Raw genomic sequence first — 16,945 nt, 5'->3', positions numbered from 1 at the left:
GATGTATATGTATAAAAGATTACTGCTCTTGCCCCTCCTGGGGCTGATCTGCGGCTGCAGCGGGCAGCCAGCTTCCCTCCCGTCCGCGCCTGGACAAGGGCTGCAGGATGCCGCCGTTTCCGCTTCTGATTCTGCTGTTCCCGCTGCCTCTGCCCCGAAGCTCAAAATCTCTTGGACCATGCATCAGAATCTGCCTGTTGCGGAGGATGCAGTGATCGTGCGGGAGCTGGAGCAGAAGTTCAAGGTAGATCTGGAGTTCTGGAATCTGCCGAACAACAAATACGAATCTCTGCTCGACCTGAAGCTGGTGCAAGGCAGCATTCCCGACCTGTTCCGGGTCAGGCAGACCCAGGATCTGCTGAAGTACCAGCAGCAGGGCGTGCTCGCCCCTATTCCCGAGGATATGCTGAACACCTACGCTCCCAATATCCTTAAGGCCATCCGCGAGAATGCACCTGCCTATCAGCAATATGGCCGCATTAACGGGGCCTATTACGGCATTCCGGTCATTAATCCTACCAATATCTATCGGGTCCCCGTGGTCTACCGGCAGGATTGGCTGGACAAGCTCGGCCTTAAGGTGCCGGACACCTTGGCCGATTTCGAGAAATTCATCTATGCGGCTACGAACGAGGACCCGGACGGCAACGGTATCCGGGACACCTACGGCTTGTCGCAGGAGGGCATGAATGTGGTCTTCGGCGCATTCGGACAGATGGTCTTCACGGATCAGCTCTACTTCAGCCGGAAGGATCAGGGGCTGGTCATTGGCGCTCTGGAGCCGGACATGCAGGAAGCGCTGCGTTATCTCCGTAAATGGTACCGGGACGGGGTCATCGATCCCGAGTTCATCACCGGGGAGAATAGCGGAGGCTATAAGCATCTGTCGCATGCCTTCATTAACGGGCGAATCGGCATGACCTCCATGGGCAATTATTATCATTGGACACAGGCAGGGGATTATACGGACTGGAGACTGGATGACCAGAAGGCAGCGAGGCTGGTTCCGGTAGAAGCAACGTTTAACGTCAAGGAGTTAACCGCCAAGCATCCGCAGGCCAAGATCGCTTTCGGGCGGCCCTTCAGCGGTCCGGACGGCAGGCGCGGCTCCAAAGCCTACGATATGCTGATGAGCTTCACCGCCATTGGCGCGGATGCTACCCAGGAGCCGGGCAAGCTGGAGAAGATCCTCCAGCTGCTGGACTACGTCAGCGCAAATCCTGACCCTGATGAAGCGGCATCTCTGCAGTACGGTATTCAGGGGACACACTGGGACTGGGCCGGAACGGACAAGAAGGATATCATCCTGCTGCCGCCGTATAACCATAAGTTCAGCTACCAGAATACGATCGGCGCGGGGATCGGCATGACCCTGCCCATCCTTCCTGCCGGCCGGAGCGAGCAGTGGGCGGCAACCCTGGGGCTGGATCACGACGGCATCTATAATGCCTTGGAGGTGGCTACGCCCTCTCTGATCAGGAACAGCCCTGGGCTTATTAACCTAAGAGACCAGGCGTATATTGCCTTCATCACCGGGGAGCGTCCGCTGGAGGAATTCGGGGAGTTCGTGGAGGAGTTCCTGGCGGCGGGCGGTGCCGAGGTACTGGCGGAAGCAAATGAGTCTTATAAGAAGCTTGATCCACAAAATAACCCCACAAAGTGAGGCTTTAGCGTAGGTGATGACTCAGGTACTTTGCGGGGGCCCCAAAACATATAAAGTGAGAACGGTACCGTCCTTTAAAAGGGCAGTACCGTTTCGGCGAGAGCGTAGTCTCCTCAATTGCTCCTTGCAGTTGTTATATTAAACGATGTGAGGATGATGGCAAACGTTATATGTTTGATTAACCCTGCTCTTGCCCTTCCTCTTCCGGCTCCCCGAATCCCTCATCCGGCCCGGGTCTGACGTAAGCCTGCAATACAGAATCCAGCAGCCCGGGGAAGCGCTCGTCCAGATCTTCCGTCCGCAGGGACAGAATACGCTGGGTACCCTGCACCCGGGTATGAATGACACCCGCTTCGCGCAGCGTCCGGGCATGGTGGGTCAGCGTGGACTTGGCAATCGGCACCTTGAAGCTGTTGCAGGACTGCGGGCCGTGGTTACAGATCTCCGACACTACATATAGACGGATCGGGTCGCTAAGCGCATAGAGCACCGAGGCGAGCTGAATGTCCTTGCGTTCCGGATGATGGAGCTGCTTCATGAATAAGACTCCTTCAGAGTATATAATAGTACTTCTTTTCACGATGATTTCCTAATTGCATTTTACATTAGCGCATGCTATATTTCAATAGTTCGTAAGTAATCGAACAATACAATAAAAGAATGAAGGAGTGGCTTTCTCATGACCTCATCACCTGCTTCTGAGGGCGATCAAGAGCATTCAATGGCTGCTCCGCAAGCGGCTCTTCCACGGGAAGGACTGTTAACTCTGCTATTCAGCGTTGCTGTCGTCCTCGTGATTATGAACACAGCGATGTTCAATTTGGCCCTGCCTGATGTAACCGAGACCTTCGGCATCACCGCAGCGTCCGCCTCCTGGATTGTAACCGGGTATTCCATCATGTTCTCTATTGCCTCAATCACATACAGCCGGCTCTCGGACTTCCTGCCGATCCGCCGGCTGCTGGTTATCGGGCTGCTCACCTTAGGGCTTGCTGCTGTGGCCGGATTCTTCAGCACCAGCTTCATTTTCCTGCTGATTGTGCGTATTCTGCAAGCCTCGGGTGCAGGCGCCGTGATGTCACTGTCCCTTGTCCTGTTCACGCGCTACATTCCGCAGGCCCGGCGCGGCAAAGCCATGGCGACGATCATGTCGGCCGTCTCTCTGGGACTCGGTCTGGGTCCGGTAGCCGGCGGCTCCATTGTTGAATACCTCGGCTGGACCTGGCTGTTCGCGGTCACTGCTGCCATTCTGCTGCTGGTGCCGCTGTTCCTGATCCTGCTGCCCAAGGAAATTCCGGCTCGCGGCTCATTCGACGTTCTGGGCGGGATCTTCCTCGGCGTGGGTACCACCGGTCTGCTGCTGTTCCTGACCAGCGGACTGTGGATCGCGCTGATCGCCGGCATCGCCGCGATTGCCTTATTCGTAGGGCGCATCCGCACGACTCCTGATCCATTCGTGCTGCCCGCGCTGTTCAGCAACCGGCCATATCTGGTACTGGCGCTGATCGGGGTTGCCTCTTACCTGTGCAGCTTCGCTACCCTGTTCCTGCTGCCGCAGATTCTGACTCACCGCTTCGGCTTCAGTGCCAGCCATGCCGGGCTTGTGATCTTCCCGGGCTCGCTGCTGGCTATCTTCGTCTCCCGCCTGGTCGGACGGATGATTGACCGTTACGGCAATACCGGAATCCTGCGCTTCGCACCGCTGCTGGTTCTGGCCGCCACCGTATTGTTCGCCTTATTCGCCGGACAATCCTGGGTCGCCGTTATGCTCGTCTACATGATTATGAGCCTGTCATTCACTGTACTGTCGAGCAGTGTATCGAATGAAATCTCGCGTATCCTGCCTGCTTCGCAGATCGGCTCCGGGATGGGGCTCTTCCAGCTGCTGCAGTTCTTCAGCGGTGCCTTCAGCGTCGCGATGGCCGCCAGCGCCCTGGAATGGCAGCGCAGCCTGCCGCTTCAAGCCGCTTACTCCAACATCTACTGGGGCTTGTCGGTTGCGGCAATCGTGGCGATTGGCTCCGCCTTCATCTACCTGCGGGGCAGTGGGCGCGGACCGCTGTCCGAGATGGCGAAAGCCGCAGACTGCTAGATCCATTTTAGGTAATGCTAGATCCGCAACTGTACCACTCGCACACTCGCACATACGCCCGCACGCCAAAACACCCTGCAGCCTTCACGGCCACAGGGTGTTTCTTATTCCAGCCGTCCTCAGACGACCAGATATTCCGCATTTCGTTCACATTCCGCACATTTCGCCGGCGGGTCCCAGTCCGAGAACTCCGTCTCCTTCAGATCGACTACATCTGGTGCATCCTCGTACTCATCCACAAATTTGTCGATGGCCAGCTCTACGTGTTCCTTACAGACTACATACATTCAATCAAGCATCCCTTTCTGTGCCGCTGCGGCGTAGACTTATACTACTGTTCTACCACACTTCCCCGTAAAAAGGAACCTCCGGCAGCGCAAAACGCGCCCTTATTCCCTCCCCGCAAACTTCCGGACATCCCCGGCAATAAATCCGAGTGCCTCCTGCCAGAAATTCAGAGAATGCACATCAACATCCATCAGCTTCGCAGCGTCTGCAATGCTCCGGGTACTGGTCGCTGAGAGGAACTGTTCATAACGGCTTACGAACGCCTGCCCCTGCTTTTGGTACTGGGCATACAGCCCCTTAGAGAACAACAGCCCGAAGGAATACGGGAAGTTCAGGAACTCATTGCCTGCCATATAATACCCGGCCTTGCTAATCCACTGGTAAGGATGAATGGACCCGGGCAGCACACTGTCCCCATAAGCCGCGGCCATCGACTCCAGCATCAATGCATTCAGCTCCTCTAATGGGAGGGGACCGGATAACCGGCGGGCATACAGTGCGCTCTCGAAGCAGTACCTGGCATAGAAATCGACAATATAATACCCCGCATCCGAAAGACTACGTTCCAGGATCGCATCCGCTTCCTCCGCAGGCAGCGAGTTCAAGAGTTCAACATGGATCAGACTCTCGCAAAAAATCGACGCCGTCTCCGCAATCGGCACCGGATACTCCGTGTTAACCATTGTATGTCCCGCGAGACGGCTGCTATGGTACGCATGCCCAATCTCGTGGGCCAGCACACTCACATCTATATATTGGCCGTGGAAGCTCGTAATAATCCGGCTCTCTCCTATCGGGACAATATCGACACACATCCCGAAATTGCCCTTCCCGCTGCGCGGCTCGGCATCGATCCAGCGCTGCCCGAACACCTTGCGGGCGAACCCGCCCAGCTCGGGGCTGAACCCGCTGAACCCCGCGATAATCATCGCCTGGGCCTCAGCATAGGTTACGCGGACCGAGGATTCAGTGCCGGTGGGCGCAAAAACATCCCAGAACGGCAGCTGTCTCCCCGCATGCCCCAGCCGCCCAGCCTTCTCAGCATAATACTGCCGGAAGACCGGCAGGCTCTCCCGGATGGCCTGAAGCATCACCTCCAGCGTCTCCTGATCCATCCGCTCTGCTTCCAGCACCTTATGCAGCGGGGAAGCATAGCCCCTTAGCTCATAGATGGCTGCCGCCTCACCGGAGACAGCATTGATACAGGCAGCACTCTGCTCCGCTACACTGCGGCAAGCCTCATGCTCTGCTTCAGCCGCCGCCTGCCGTACCGCAGGATCGGGATCGTAGACCAGATTCCGCAGCTCCGCCAGCGTCACACTGCGGGTCACTCCGGCCAGCTCCAGATCGGTCCGCAGTGTAGACAGCGTCTGCATGTACAGCCGCTCCCAAGCCTTGGAGCCGGTACGCTGCATCCGGGCAATTACTGCCTCGCCTTCCGCGCTGAGCATATGCTGCGATTTACCCTGTAATCTGCGCAGATAGAAGCTATGCTGCTCCAGATAAGCGCTGGAGCGGAGACTCTGCTCCAGTTCATCCGCACTTACACCTGCCAGCCATTTGCTGAAGCGGACCAGGGCTTCCCCCGCCCCGCTGGTCACCTCTTCCAGCTCGTCCATCAGATTCACAGCTTCCTCACACTGGCTGTCCGCACTGAACCGCAGCTCCGCGTAGCTGAACAGACGCAAATATAGCTGTTGATACGCATTATATTGTTTAAGGAACTCTTCCATCAGTTCGGCTGGAGCCTGCCCGCTAACGGGCTGCGAGGCCGACCATGTATTCAGCTCCCCGGCAAGTCTCTCCACCTGCCGGCGGTCATGCTGAAATCCCTCCGACTCGAACGAGGGATAGATCCGGTCCAGATTCCATGTTAATTCGCACGTTGTTGATTCCATTGATTAATCTCTCCTTATTTATAATCGCAGGAGCCCTCCGTTATCACATGCTTCCACCCCGTTCTAATTGATCCTGACAGGATCATCCATTTCAGTATACCTTAATTCCTGAACGTCTCCCATCCACAGCCAGGCACCTTTTTTCGCATACACCCGGCCCGAACACCCAGCACTTTCGCCCAATGTGATCGGTTTTCCGATTACATCCCGCCCCAACACCCAGCACTCGCCCAATGTGATCGGTTTTCCGATTACATCCCGCCCCAACACCCAGCACTTCGCCCAATGTGATCGGTTTTCCGATTACATCCCGCCCCAACACCCAGCACTCGCCCATTGTGATCGGTTTTCCGATTACATCCGACCCGCACACCCCAGCACTCGCCCAATGTGATCGGTTTTCCGATTACATTGGGGCCCACGTGCAAAAAAAGCTCTTCCTGCCCCCAGCGGGACAGGAAGAGCTTTACCTTTGTACTCACACACTTACCTCGGCTCTAATCCTAGCCTCTACACACCATCTGCCCCATTCAGATATTGACCCGGCCGGTCCAGTTCATAGAGCTTGCGGTAACGCGGCTGCTGCTCCATCAGCTCGGCATGAGTGCCGCGCATCTCCACTTGGCCGTTCTCCATGAAGATGACCTCGTCCATCTGCTCGGCACCCACCAGATGATGCGTGACCCAGATCAGCGTCTTGCCGGCCATTGCCTCGAACATCGTGGCCAGCAGCTCGCGCTCCGTGCGCGGGTCGAGACCAACCGTGGGCTCGTCCAGCACGACTACCGGCGTATTCTGCAGCAGAATACGGGCCAGGGCCATGCGCTGGCGCTCTCCGCCGGAGAAGCGCTGCCCCGCCTCGCGTACCGGAGTATCATAGCCCTCCGGCAGCGAAGAGATTAGCGTATCCAGCTTCGCCAGGGCTGCCGCCTGCTGGACCGCTGCCTCTGAAGCCTCCGGGTCCCCGAGCCGGATATTGTTCGCCACCGTGGTGTCGAACAGATGAGGGCTCTGGTTCAGCACCGCGATGAGCTGCGGAATCCGCTCACCGTAAGCCGCAGCATCGATACCGTTAATCGTCACAGAGCCGACGGTGGGCGCTATCACGCCCTGCACCAGCTTGAGCAGTGTCGATTTACCGGCTCCGCTGCGGCCGATAACTGCAACCTTCCGCCCCTGCGGCAGCGCAAGGTCCAACCCCTGAACAGAGAAGTCGTCACCTGCCGCATAGCGGTAGCCCGCCGACTTCAGTTCAATCTGAACCTGCCCGCTGGCCTTAGCCGCCTGCATCGCAGCGTCAGCCTGAGCTTCCGCTCCGGCATTCCCAGCAGCAGTTCCCGCGCTAAGCGGTGCATCTCCCGCTGCGGCTTCCACGCCCTCCAGCCGCTCCAGTGAATTCCGGTATTGCGGAATTTTCTCCACAGCCTCGGATACGGGCAGGAAGGCATCCGCTACCGGGAAGACTACCAGCACGAACGCCGCAATCAGCGTTCCGGCAATCGCCCCTTCAGCATACTGTCCAGCCGCCCAGTATAACAAGGACAACACGGCCAGGCCGACAACCGCCTGCCCGATGAACATACGCAGCCGTGCCCAACTCCGCAGCGAACCGTCTACGCGGGCAACCGCCTGCTCGTCTGCTTCGTACGTATCGACGAACTGGTTCTGCCGCCCGCTGATTACCCAGTCGCTTAAGCCAAGCACAGCATCTGTCAGCTTTTGATACAGCCGGTTGCGCTCCTGCTTCACCTGACGCTGACGCTTCTGGGTCAGCAGGAGGGAGATCAGCGGCAATACGACAACCAGCACTAGCATGTAGAGTCCCATAAGCAGAGCAAAGGCCACATCAAACGTCCCGAGCGCAATCATCGCCGCTGCATAGATTAAGAGCGCGATAATACCCGGAAAGACCGTACGCAGATACACATTCTGCAAATATTCGATATCATCGGCAAGCATACCGAGAATATCCCCGGTACGGAAGCGTGTGGATAAGAACAGTGCCTGCGGCTCCAGCATATGGTACAGCCGGATCCGCATCTTCGACAGAATGCGCAGAATCGTGTCATGTCCCACCAGCCGTTCCACATAGTGAATGACAGCCCGGCTGGTCCCGAAGGTACGCACACCAACAATGGGGACATAGATCATCAGTATATTTTCCGGCGGAATCGAGGCCTTCGAGATCAGGAAGCCTGAGGTGTACATCAACGAAGACGCTGAGAAGATCGTCAGTGCGCCCAGCAAGATAATTAACACGAACCGCCAGAAGTAGGCAGAGTAATAGGGAGCAAACCATCCTTCACGTTTCAATGGATTCCCTCCAATTGACTTTGAATAAGCTCATAATAAGCACCCTTCCGCGCAGTCAGCTCGTCGTGTGTGCCTATTTCAGCCACCCGTCCCCGCTGCATAACGACAATCAGATCCATGTCGATCATCCAATGCAGGCGGTGTGTAGCCAGGAATACCAGCTTGCCTTCGAATAACGGCAGCATCGTCTCCTTCAGCTCATATTCCGTCTCAATGTCCAGATGGGCCGTCGGCTCATCCAGCAGCATAATGGGGCGGCTGCTCAGCAGAGCGCGGGCCAGAGCCACACGCTGCTCCTGTCCGCCGCTGAGCGAACGGCCGCCGCCGCCGATCATTTCGTTCAATCCCTCCGGCAGCGAGGATACCAGCTTCGATAAACCTGCCGACTTCAATGCGGCAGCTACCGCTTCCTGGGAAGCCTCAGGATAATAGAACCGGACATTATCAGCCAGAGTGCCGCTGAAGATATACGGGCGCTGCGGAATATAAGCCGTCTGCTTCCGCCACCTCTCATCGGTCAGCGCGCTGACACGGTTTCCATTGATCGTAAGTGTCCCAGAGGTTGGATGAAGGAAGCCGCCCAGAATATCTACAAGCGTAGACTTCCCTGCCCCGCTCTCTCCGATAATGCCAATCTTGCGATAACCGCTGAATTCAAGATGAACAGCTTCAAGTGACGACACTCCATCCGCTTCATAGGTCACGCCAACCCCTTCAAGCTTCAGGCGGCTGTTATTGTTCCACGTGAAAAAGTCGCCGGACCAAGCTCCGCCCAGGCCTGTCATCTCCTTCTGCCCACCCGGCTCCAGCAGCTTCGCCTGGACCATCTCACGGTCAATGATGCTCTTCATCGCTTCTCCAGCTTCCTTGCCGTCCAGCGTGGCATGGAAATCTGCACCCACCAGCCGCACCGGCAGGAAATATTCCGGCGCGAGAATCAGGATCGTTAGTCCGGTAACCAGCGTCATCTGCTCATTAACCAGACGCAGACCGAGACTTACCGCTACCGAAGCGACAGACAGCATAGTGAAGAAATCCAGCGCGAACGATGACAGGAAAGCGACTCGCAGCGTACGCATGGTTGCTGAACGGTAGCGGTCACTGACCTTGGCAATACTCTCACTGTGGCTGCGGCTGCGTCCAAGAAATTTCAGCGTCTCCAGACCGCGTAGCGAATCCACGAAGTGATTCGATAAGGTACGGTAAGACTTCAGCTGACGGTCCATCTGCTTGCGGGCCGTCATCCCGATCAGGATCATGAATACAATAATGATCGGCATCGTTAAGGTAAGAATGACACCGCTGGACGTATCCAGGGTGAATACATAGATAAGCAGCAGAGCGGGTGTGACCGCCATACCGACCATACGCGGAATAATCAGCTCCAGGTACGTTCGGAACTTCGTTACTCCTTCAAGCACTAATGTGACCATATTTCCGGTCCCCCGGTCGCCAGCCAGCCTTGGTCCCAGCTGGAACAGCTTGTCCATCATCTGTCTCCGCATGCTGCTGCCGGTCGCTTCTGCGAAGCGGTACGACACCCGGCTCATCAGCAGAGCGCAGGCATGGCGCACAAGAAACGCAAGAAGGAACAAGAGCGCTCTAGCCCCTTGTTCCTTCAGCGGTTCTCCTGCAAACAGCGCAGAGACAGCTTCTGCCAGCGACTTCGCCAGCAGAAGAATGGAGAAGCTTTGCACCAGGGTCAGGAAGCCAACCAGCAGAAAGACAGGCTTAACTCCTTTGTACCCAAGCAAATTTTTATCCATTAGTATTCAAGATGCTCCTTCTCATGAACCCGTTTGTGGAAGATGAAATAACTCCAGATCTGATAGCCCAGCACGAACGGCAGCAAGGTCAGCGCTACAATCGTCATCACCTTCAGCGAATATTGGCCGGAGGCCGCATTCGTAATCGTCAGGTTGAACGCCTGATCCAGCGAGCTGATCATCACCCGCGGGAACAGTCCGATGAAGATCGATGCAACAGACAGCGCCATCACAGCGCCGGTCATCCCGAAGGCATAGCCGTCCTTCTTCTTAGTCATGAAATATCCGGCCAGCAGATAAGCGGCTACAGCGAGAACAACTACAATCCACAGCAGCGTTCCGCGTTTATCGAAGATATCCGTCATAGTATATGTCATCACAACGAAGGCTACCAAGAGCGCCGCCAGTGGAATCAGCAGCTTCTGGGCCAGCTTACGCGCCCGTTCCTGCAGATCTCCAAGCGTGCGGAGCGTAGTGAACATCAGCCCGTGTACCAGACACAGCAGGACAACCGTAATTCCTGCAACCACCGTATACGCATTGACGATATCGAAGAATCCGGCATACATCTGCATATCCTTGTCGATCGGCAAACCCTTGATGAAGCTGGCGAATACCACGGCGAGCAGGAACGGCGGCAGGAAGCTGCCGAAGAAGATACAGACATCCCATGTTTTCTGCCAAGCCTTGGAATCGCGCTTGCCTCTGAATTCGAAGGCGACACCACGGGCGATCAACGCCAGGAGAGCAAATACAAACGGAATATAGAAGCCGCTGAACAGCGTAGCATACCAATGCGGGAAGGCCGCGAACATTGCACCGGCACCCGTAATCAGCCATACTTCATTCGCATCCCAGAACGGCCCGATCGAATTGATCAGTATCCGTCGCTCCGTATCATTCTTAGCCAGAATCTGCGTCTCCATCCCTACACCGAAGTCGAAGCCTTCCAGGAAGAAGAACCCGACGAACAGCACCGCAATCAGCAGAAACCATAATTCATTAAGTGACATGGGTTAGCCCTCCTTGTTATACGGATCGTGGGATTCACCGTGTTCGTTATCCATAGCATAAGGACCTTTTTTGATCACTTTGACGAACAGGCCGACCAGCACTGCACCCAATATGGCATAGATCGCAGTAAAAGAAATCACCGAGAACAGCACCTGTCCGCTCGTAATATTAGGTGATACACTGTCTTCTGTAGTCATAAGTCCGAATACAGTCCATGGCTGACGCCCGATCTCTGTCATAATCCAGCCGGCCGTGTTGGCAATCGGCGGAAGCAGCAGTCCCCAGAACATGAAGCGCATGAACCAGGTATTGGGTCTGTCCATCTTTTTACGCCACATGAGGTAGATAGCATATACCCCGAACAGCATCATCAGCGTGCCGGCAGCAACCATGATCCGGAAGCTCCAGAAGGTTGTTTTGACCGGCGGAATATAATCTCCTGGTCCGTAGGCTACTTCATACTCCTTCTGCAGCTCCAGCATCCCCTTCACATCACCGGAGAATTTACTGTAGGACAGAAAGCTCAGCAGATACGGAACCTGAACTTCATTGCTGTTGGTCTGGTTCTTCACATCGATATTGGCAAATACCGTCCAAGGTGCCGGGTCGCCGCTCTCACCCCACAGCGCTTCGGATGCAGCCATCTTCATTGGCTGTGTCTCTACCAGATATTGAGCCTGTGCATGTCCTGCAACCGCAACGCCGAAGGAAGAGATAACCCCTACAATGGCTGCAATCTCGAATGATTTCCGGAAAAAAGCAACGTCCTGCTTCTTAAGCAATTTGTAAGCACTGATCCCTGTTACCAGGAAGGCGCCTGTAGCGTAGGCGGCAAGCACTGTATGCGGAAATTCGACCAGCAGCTGGCCATTTGTAATCAGTGCGAAGATGTCATTCATCTCAGCCCGGCCATTGCTAATCTGGAAGCCGACCGGATGCTGCATGAACGAGTTAGCCAGCAGAATCCAGAATGCCGACAGCATCGTTCCGAAGGCAACCAGCCAGATGGATAACAGATGAATCCGCTTGGATACCTTATCCCAGCCGAAGATCCAGATTCCGATGAACGTGGACTCCAGGAAGAAGGCCAACAAGGCTTCAATCGCAAGCGGAGCCCCGAACACATCACCGACGAAGCGCGAATAATCCGACCAGTTCATCCCGAACTGGAACTCCTGCAAGATCCCTGTTACTACACCTACTGCGAAGTTAATCAGGAATAGCTTCCCCCAGAATTGCGCCATTCTTTTGTACTCTTCATTGCCCTTTCTTACGTACATGGTCTCCATAATGGCAATTATGAGCGCAAGTCCGATCGATACTGGCACAAAGAAATAATGAAAAATTGTCGTCGACGCAAATTGTATACGCGACAGCAGTACTGTATCCATATTTCTCCCCTTCCTTCTCCCCATTTCGTTATGTCTATTTTGTCAAATTTCTATCACTCAAAGTGTGATAATTATCACATTATACGCCCCGTTTAGGCATAAAAAACAATAAATTTGTGACAAATATCACAATTTTGCATTTAAAAGCAAAAAAAATAAGACGGTTTCACCGTCTTGAAGGTGCCCTGCATATATAGTTGTCTTGACTCATAAAGGTATTGGTCTAGGTAATGGAAATACCTTTCTTAAGCGATTTGAGATCGCCATTTGAATTAAGCAATTGCGGCAGCATCTTCATGCTACGAACCATTGGGGAATGACAGAGACGGCAGGAAGGCGCATGTTCAAATGCGAAATTATCCCTCATCCATCCATTGCAATCCTCATTGGTACAGGCCCAAATTGCGGTATTTTCTTCCGGTACTTCCTCCAAAGGCTTTTTCCGGTAGTTCATTGCCGTTCCTCCCTTCCTTTATGTTGCAAGCAAGTAATGATAAAAAAAGACCGTCCCAACTTTCACAAGCGGGGACGGTACCTTCTATTAATTACAGTTTTACAACGTTTTCGGCTTGTGGTCCGCGGTTGCCTTGAACAACGTTGAATTCAACGCGTTGGCCTTCGTCCAAAGTTTTGAAGCCGTCGCCAGTGATTGCGCTGAAGTGAACGAATACGTCGCTTCCGCCTTCAACTTCGATGAAACCGAATCCTTTTTCTGCGTTGAACCATTTAACTGTACCTGTTTGCATGTGTGTTACCTCCACAAATTTAAATTAATATGTTCTTTTTATCTTCAGACAAAGAAAAAATTCACACATTGAGAAAGGTTGTAGCTTTGGTTGACAGCCCTTTTCAATGCGAGAATAAGGTATCAATGTAAGAATAATTTCATGTTACCACACCTTAATAACAAAGGCAAGCTGTTCTATCCTAATTCCTCCGTTTTTTCCCTTATAAGGACTACTTCCCAATGTAAGGGCTACCAGTCATATTAAATTGTAATATTTATACCCAATGCTACCAATTACCCCATTTATTTATTCTTGAAACAGCCCCGCCCTCTTCTTTTTTCCTGAAAAGGACGGCTTGAACTGTTTCCGTAATCGTGACTGCCTCATTATTATATACGGCCATTTCCAATTTTATTCCTCTGGCTTCTCAAGAAGCTGGACCGTGGTCTGCTTCACTTCACCATTGCGGTAAAAGGTAATCTTCAGCTTATCGCCGATCTTGGTATGATCGTACAGATATTTGCGCAGCGACAGGGTGGAGGTAATCGGCTTATCGTTGAACTTCGTAATTACATCGTTAAGCTGCAGACCCGCATCCTTCGCCGGTCCCACCGCATCCAGAACTACAACCCCATCGGTTACTACAGACGGAAGATTAAGCTCCTTGCGCTGGTCGTCGGCCAGCGGCACATACGGATTATTCAGATCCACTGAATAGACGCCCAGATATGACCGGGCTATCCGGCCTTTGGAGGTAAGCTCATTGGCTGTATCCACCACATGATTGGCGGGAATCGCAAAGCCCAGTCCCTCTACCCCCGTATCGGAGATCTTCATCGTATTGATACCAATCACCTTGCCGTCCAGATCCACTAGCGCGCCCCCGCTGTTGCCCTCGTTAATGGCCGCATCCGTCTGGATTACTTCCTGCTCCCAATCGTACACGCCGTCCTGGTTCAGTGACACCGGTATCGTCCGCTCTGTGTAGCTGACAATGCCGGAAGTCAGTGTATCTCCAAGCCCCAGCGGGTTGCCGATGGCAATGACAGTCTCACCCAGACGCAGCTTGGAGGAATCCCCGATCTCAGCAATCCGGTCGATTCCCTTGCCGTCAATGGAGAGCACAGCAATATCGCTCACCTTGTCGGCGCCTACCAGCTCCGCCTTGTGTGTCACGCCGTCTACTGTAACCACTTCCAGCTTGCCGGCACCCTCAATGACATGATTATTCGTGATGATAAATGCCTTATTATCATCCTTCTTATAGATAACTCCCGAGCCTAGCGCAGACTCATCGAGAATATTAAGTTCCTTATTGTCTTGTTTATGATTAATGATGCTCACTACCGCAGGGCGGATATGTGCAGCAGCCTGAATAATCCGGTCATACGGATCTGCGCTGCTCGCAGCCACCTTATCAATAACCACCGGAGCCTGAGCTCTCTCAGCGGCGAACTGTCCCGTTACCAGACTGAACAGCAGCACAGCCACTACAGCACTGCAGACAGAGCTGATCAGCGAGATCTGCCAGGTTGCCAGCGACCGCTTCGATTTGCGGACAGCCCACTTGCCGTCAGCATAACCGCCGGTTGATTTAGATTTGCCGCTTTTGCGCCGTGACACCTTGGTTGAATAGAAATCATCATCGAATAATCCCATGTTACACTCTCTCCCCTCTATTGCCACCGCATTCACGACTGAACGCCAAGCAACCACGCCCGAGCTTACCCGCTATATCTCTTAGACTTCACGAAGTACTAAAAGGTTTCACTTGATTTATTCACCACATTCCAGTGGGTTCTAAGCGCAAGGGATGTCTATTATTCTAATAAGCTACTAAAAAGTTTAACAGCTTGTATCCGGAATATTTTGCAACTTAAAAGACTACAATAGGATTAGAACGCTCTATATGATTGTATCACAGGCAGCCGCGCTGCCCACATGTTTTCTATGTTAAATAAATGTAAATTATTCACAGCTTCATTACTATCCATTTCACAAGGAGGGCCCGACTATGGAATCTTTTTCAACAAGTAAAGATCTGGTGCAATTCATTGGCAAGCTGGGGGACCTTAAGGATGAACATTATCAGCTGATTCTTGTCCAGCATGCAATGATTGAGCTGTTAATTGATAAAGGGCTATTCTCCCGCCAGGAGCTGGAGCACAAGATTACCGAGGTTGACCGTCTTATGACTGGCTCACCTTATCCCATGGCGTAGGCCGGTCATAGTAGGTGTCGCAGAGCCTGAACTCACTGTCTTTGTAAAAGCAGCCCCGGTCCTCCATAGCCCCGCGCACGGACATCTTCGCCAGATCCATCATATTATGGTCTCTGCTCAGATGTGCCAGATAAGCGCGCTTGGTCCGCCCGCTCAGAATCTCGCTGAGCGCTGCGCCTGCCGCCTCATTGGACAGATGCCCCAGATCGCCGAGAATCCGCCGCTTCGTATTCCAGGGATAACGCCCCATCCGCAGCATTTCGATATCATGATTCGACTCCAGCACCAGCACATCGGCATCCGATATGGCCGTTCTCACCTTGTCGCTGACATACCCGAGGTCTGTCGCAACACATAGCTTCTCCTTGCCGTCATAGAAATTGTAAGCTACCGGCTCCGCAGCATCGTGGGAGATGGCGAAGGATTCCACCCGCATACTGCCGAAATCCCGGTGCTGCCCGGTTTCCATAACGACCCGGTTATGCTCCTCAATCTTGCCAATCCCCTTCTCAATGGCTCCCCAGGTGTTCGAATTCGCATAGATCGGAAGATTATACTTGCGGGCCATCGCGCCCAGTCCCTTAATATGATCCGAATGCTCGTGGGTCACAAGAATTCCGTCCAGCTCCGCTCCCGTCAGTTCGCGCATGGCCAGCAGCTCGTCAATCCGCTTCGCGCTCAGACCCGCGTCGATCATAAGTGTGGTCTCGCCGTTGCGCACCACTGTCACATTCCCGGTAGAACCGCTGGACAGTACTGTAAATGAAATCCCCATATCTCTCCTGCTCCTTCTACTCTGTTGTCTTCGGACTGATAATGTCCGCACTGATCGCATCCATATAATAGGCGCTTCCGTCCTCCAGCATGAACCGCCACATCGGCGAAGCCACCTGACTCTCGGAGTTGAACAGCTCGCCGTAATAGCCCAGCTCAATCTCCTTCACTGCGGCATCCGCAGGAAAATACTTCTCGATCAGACTGCTAAGCGCCTGCGAAGCCGGGAGCACCTTCTGCAGATCCTCGCTCCGGCTTGCTGCGATCTCAATCTTCGGCCAGCGGTAGGCCACAATCTTCTGGTCACTGTTAATCAGCTCCAGCCGCACTCTGAACAGAGACCACTTGTTATCCACCAGCGGATGCAGGACGAACCTCCCAACCTCACTCTCCTGTGAATCGAACCGGTAATTGGCAATGTCGGGAATCTGGCTCTTCAGCAGATTGCTCAGCTCCGAGAACGAGGAGTACATCAGCTTGCTGTCGATCGGCTCCTTAAGCTTCACAGGCAGTTCATTCTGCTCTTCGGCCGAATAACGGTACGTGATATCAGGCAGCTGCGGAGTAGCAGCCGGAATCGGACATAGCAGCCGGATATTCTTCTCCTCCATCACCGCCTGCGTCTCTGCGGACAGGGAAGTGAAGTCAAGTCCCGCACTGACCTGATCGCGCACATCGATCCATAGCTGATAGCACAGCAGCAGATTCAGCACCAGAAAGGCATATATCAATACACTCTTGGCCCTTCCCCAGTCCATAACGTCCCTCCTCGAATCGGTATTCTGTCCGCTTGGCTT

At 53.9% G+C, this 16,945-nt stretch carries 15 protein-coding genes; 3 read left to right on the top strand and 12 right to left on the bottom strand.

Features of this window, described 5'->3' with window-relative positions; genetic code table 11:
• Nucleotides 1-7: 7 nt before the first annotated feature.
• Nucleotides 8-1,663, top strand: a complete 1,656-nt coding sequence (locus tag NSS64_RS28895) for an ABC transporter substrate-binding protein (RefSeq protein WP_341142323.1) — start codon at nucleotides 8-10, stop codon at nucleotides 1,661-1,663.
• A gap of 178 nt (nucleotides 1,664-1,841) precedes the next feature.
• Here the strand turns inward: NSS64_RS28895 and NSS64_RS28890 are convergent, their stop codons facing one another.
• On the bottom strand, nucleotides 1,842-2,201 hold the full coding sequence (locus tag NSS64_RS28890; RefSeq protein WP_341142322.1) for an ArsR/SmtB family transcription factor: 360 nt from the start codon (nucleotides 2,199-2,201) through the stop codon (nucleotides 1,842-1,844).
• 141 nt (nucleotides 2,202-2,342) lie between these two features.
• Between NSS64_RS28890 and NSS64_RS28885 the strand changes: the two genes are divergently transcribed.
• Complete coding sequence (locus NSS64_RS28885; protein ID WP_341142321.1) at nucleotides 2,343-3,755, top strand: MFS transporter; 1,413 nt, start codon at nucleotides 2,343-2,345, stop codon at nucleotides 3,753-3,755.
• A 119-nt stretch (nucleotides 3,756-3,874) separates the two neighbouring features.
• Here the strand turns inward: NSS64_RS28885 and NSS64_RS28880 are convergent, their stop codons facing one another.
• From NSS64_RS28880 to NSS64_RS28840, 9 genes are all read right to left on the bottom strand, one after another.
• Nucleotides 3,875-4,042 carry a CxxH/CxxC protein gene (locus NSS64_RS28880; protein WP_063829067.1) on the bottom strand — a complete coding sequence of 56 codons (168 nt, stop codon included), beginning with the start codon at nucleotides 4,040-4,042 and terminating at the stop codon, nucleotides 3,875-3,877.
• 102 nt (nucleotides 4,043-4,144) lie between these two features.
• Complete coding sequence (locus tag NSS64_RS28875) at nucleotides 4,145-5,941, bottom strand: M3 family oligoendopeptidase (protein WP_341142320.1); 1,797 nt, start codon at nucleotides 5,939-5,941, stop codon at nucleotides 4,145-4,147.
• 510 nt (nucleotides 5,942-6,451) lie between these two features.
• The gene (gene cydC, locus NSS64_RS28870) at nucleotides 6,452-8,254 is read right to left on the bottom strand and encodes a thiol reductant ABC exporter subunit CydC (protein ID WP_341142319.1); all 1,803 of its coding nucleotides are present in this window, start codon (nucleotides 8,252-8,254) and stop codon (nucleotides 6,452-6,454) included.
• Nucleotides 8,251-10,020 carry a thiol reductant ABC exporter subunit CydD gene (cydD, locus tag NSS64_RS28865; protein WP_341142318.1) on the bottom strand — a complete coding sequence of 590 codons (1,770 nt, stop codon included), beginning with the start codon at nucleotides 10,018-10,020 and terminating at the stop codon, nucleotides 8,251-8,253. The genes cydC and cydD overlap by 4 nt, the downstream gene beginning before the upstream one ends.
• Nucleotides 10,020-11,033 (bottom strand): cytochrome d ubiquinol oxidase subunit II, encoded by a 1,014-nt coding sequence (gene cydB / locus NSS64_RS28860; RefSeq protein WP_036728016.1) that lies wholly within the window; start codon nucleotides 11,031-11,033, stop codon nucleotides 10,020-10,022. Before cydB ends, cydD begins: the two co-directional genes overlap by 1 nt.
• Nucleotides 11,034-11,036: 3 nt before the next feature.
• Entirely contained in the window at nucleotides 11,037-12,425 is a 1,389-nt protein-coding gene (locus NSS64_RS28855; RefSeq protein WP_341142317.1) for a cytochrome ubiquinol oxidase subunit I, read from the bottom strand.
• A 223-nt stretch (nucleotides 12,426-12,648) separates the two neighbouring features.
• Nucleotides 12,649-12,879, bottom strand: coding sequence for a cold-shock protein (locus NSS64_RS28850; RefSeq protein ID WP_036699797.1), 231 nt, complete (start codon nucleotides 12,877-12,879; stop codon nucleotides 12,649-12,651).
• Nucleotides 12,880-12,970: 91 nt separating this feature from the next.
• Nucleotides 12,971-13,171 carry a cold-shock protein gene (locus NSS64_RS28845; RefSeq protein ID WP_019914582.1) on the bottom strand — a complete coding sequence of 67 codons (201 nt, stop codon included), beginning with the start codon at nucleotides 13,169-13,171 and terminating at the stop codon, nucleotides 12,971-12,973.
• Between the two features lie 393 nt (nucleotides 13,172-13,564).
• Nucleotides 13,565-14,812 (bottom strand): S1C family serine protease, encoded by a 1,248-nt coding sequence (locus tag NSS64_RS28840; RefSeq protein WP_341142316.1) that lies wholly within the window; start codon nucleotides 14,810-14,812, stop codon nucleotides 13,565-13,567.
• Between the two features lie 355 nt (nucleotides 14,813-15,167).
• Here NSS64_RS28840 and NSS64_RS28835 point away from each other — a divergent pair, with 355 nt between their 5' ends.
• Nucleotides 15,168-15,374, top strand: coding sequence for a hypothetical protein (locus NSS64_RS28835; RefSeq protein WP_209879260.1), 207 nt, complete (start codon nucleotides 15,168-15,170; stop codon nucleotides 15,372-15,374).
• Here the strand turns inward: NSS64_RS28835 and NSS64_RS28830 are convergent.
• Together NSS64_RS28830 and yycI are read right to left on the bottom strand one after the other, a co-directional pair.
• Nucleotides 15,343-16,149: an MBL fold metallo-hydrolase gene (locus NSS64_RS28830; RefSeq protein WP_340995133.1), complete on the bottom strand. Its 807-nt coding sequence runs from the start codon at nucleotides 16,147-16,149 to the stop codon at nucleotides 15,343-15,345. The genes NSS64_RS28835 and NSS64_RS28830 overlap by 32 nt on opposite strands.
• A gap of 16 nt (nucleotides 16,150-16,165) precedes the next feature.
• Nucleotides 16,166-16,906, bottom strand: a complete 741-nt coding sequence (yycI, locus tag NSS64_RS28825; RefSeq protein ID WP_340945843.1) for a two-component system regulatory protein YycI — start codon at nucleotides 16,904-16,906, stop codon at nucleotides 16,166-16,168.
• Nucleotides 16,907-16,945 lie beyond the last annotated feature (39 nt).

Origin of the sequence: Paenibacillus sp. FSL H8-0122 (genome assembly GCF_038005345.1) — a bacterium.
Classification (GTDB): Bacteria; Bacillota; Bacilli; order Paenibacillales; family Paenibacillaceae; genus Paenibacillus_AQ.
Note: the sequence above shows the minus strand (reverse complement) of the source record. Positions and strands in the feature narration are given on the sequence as shown.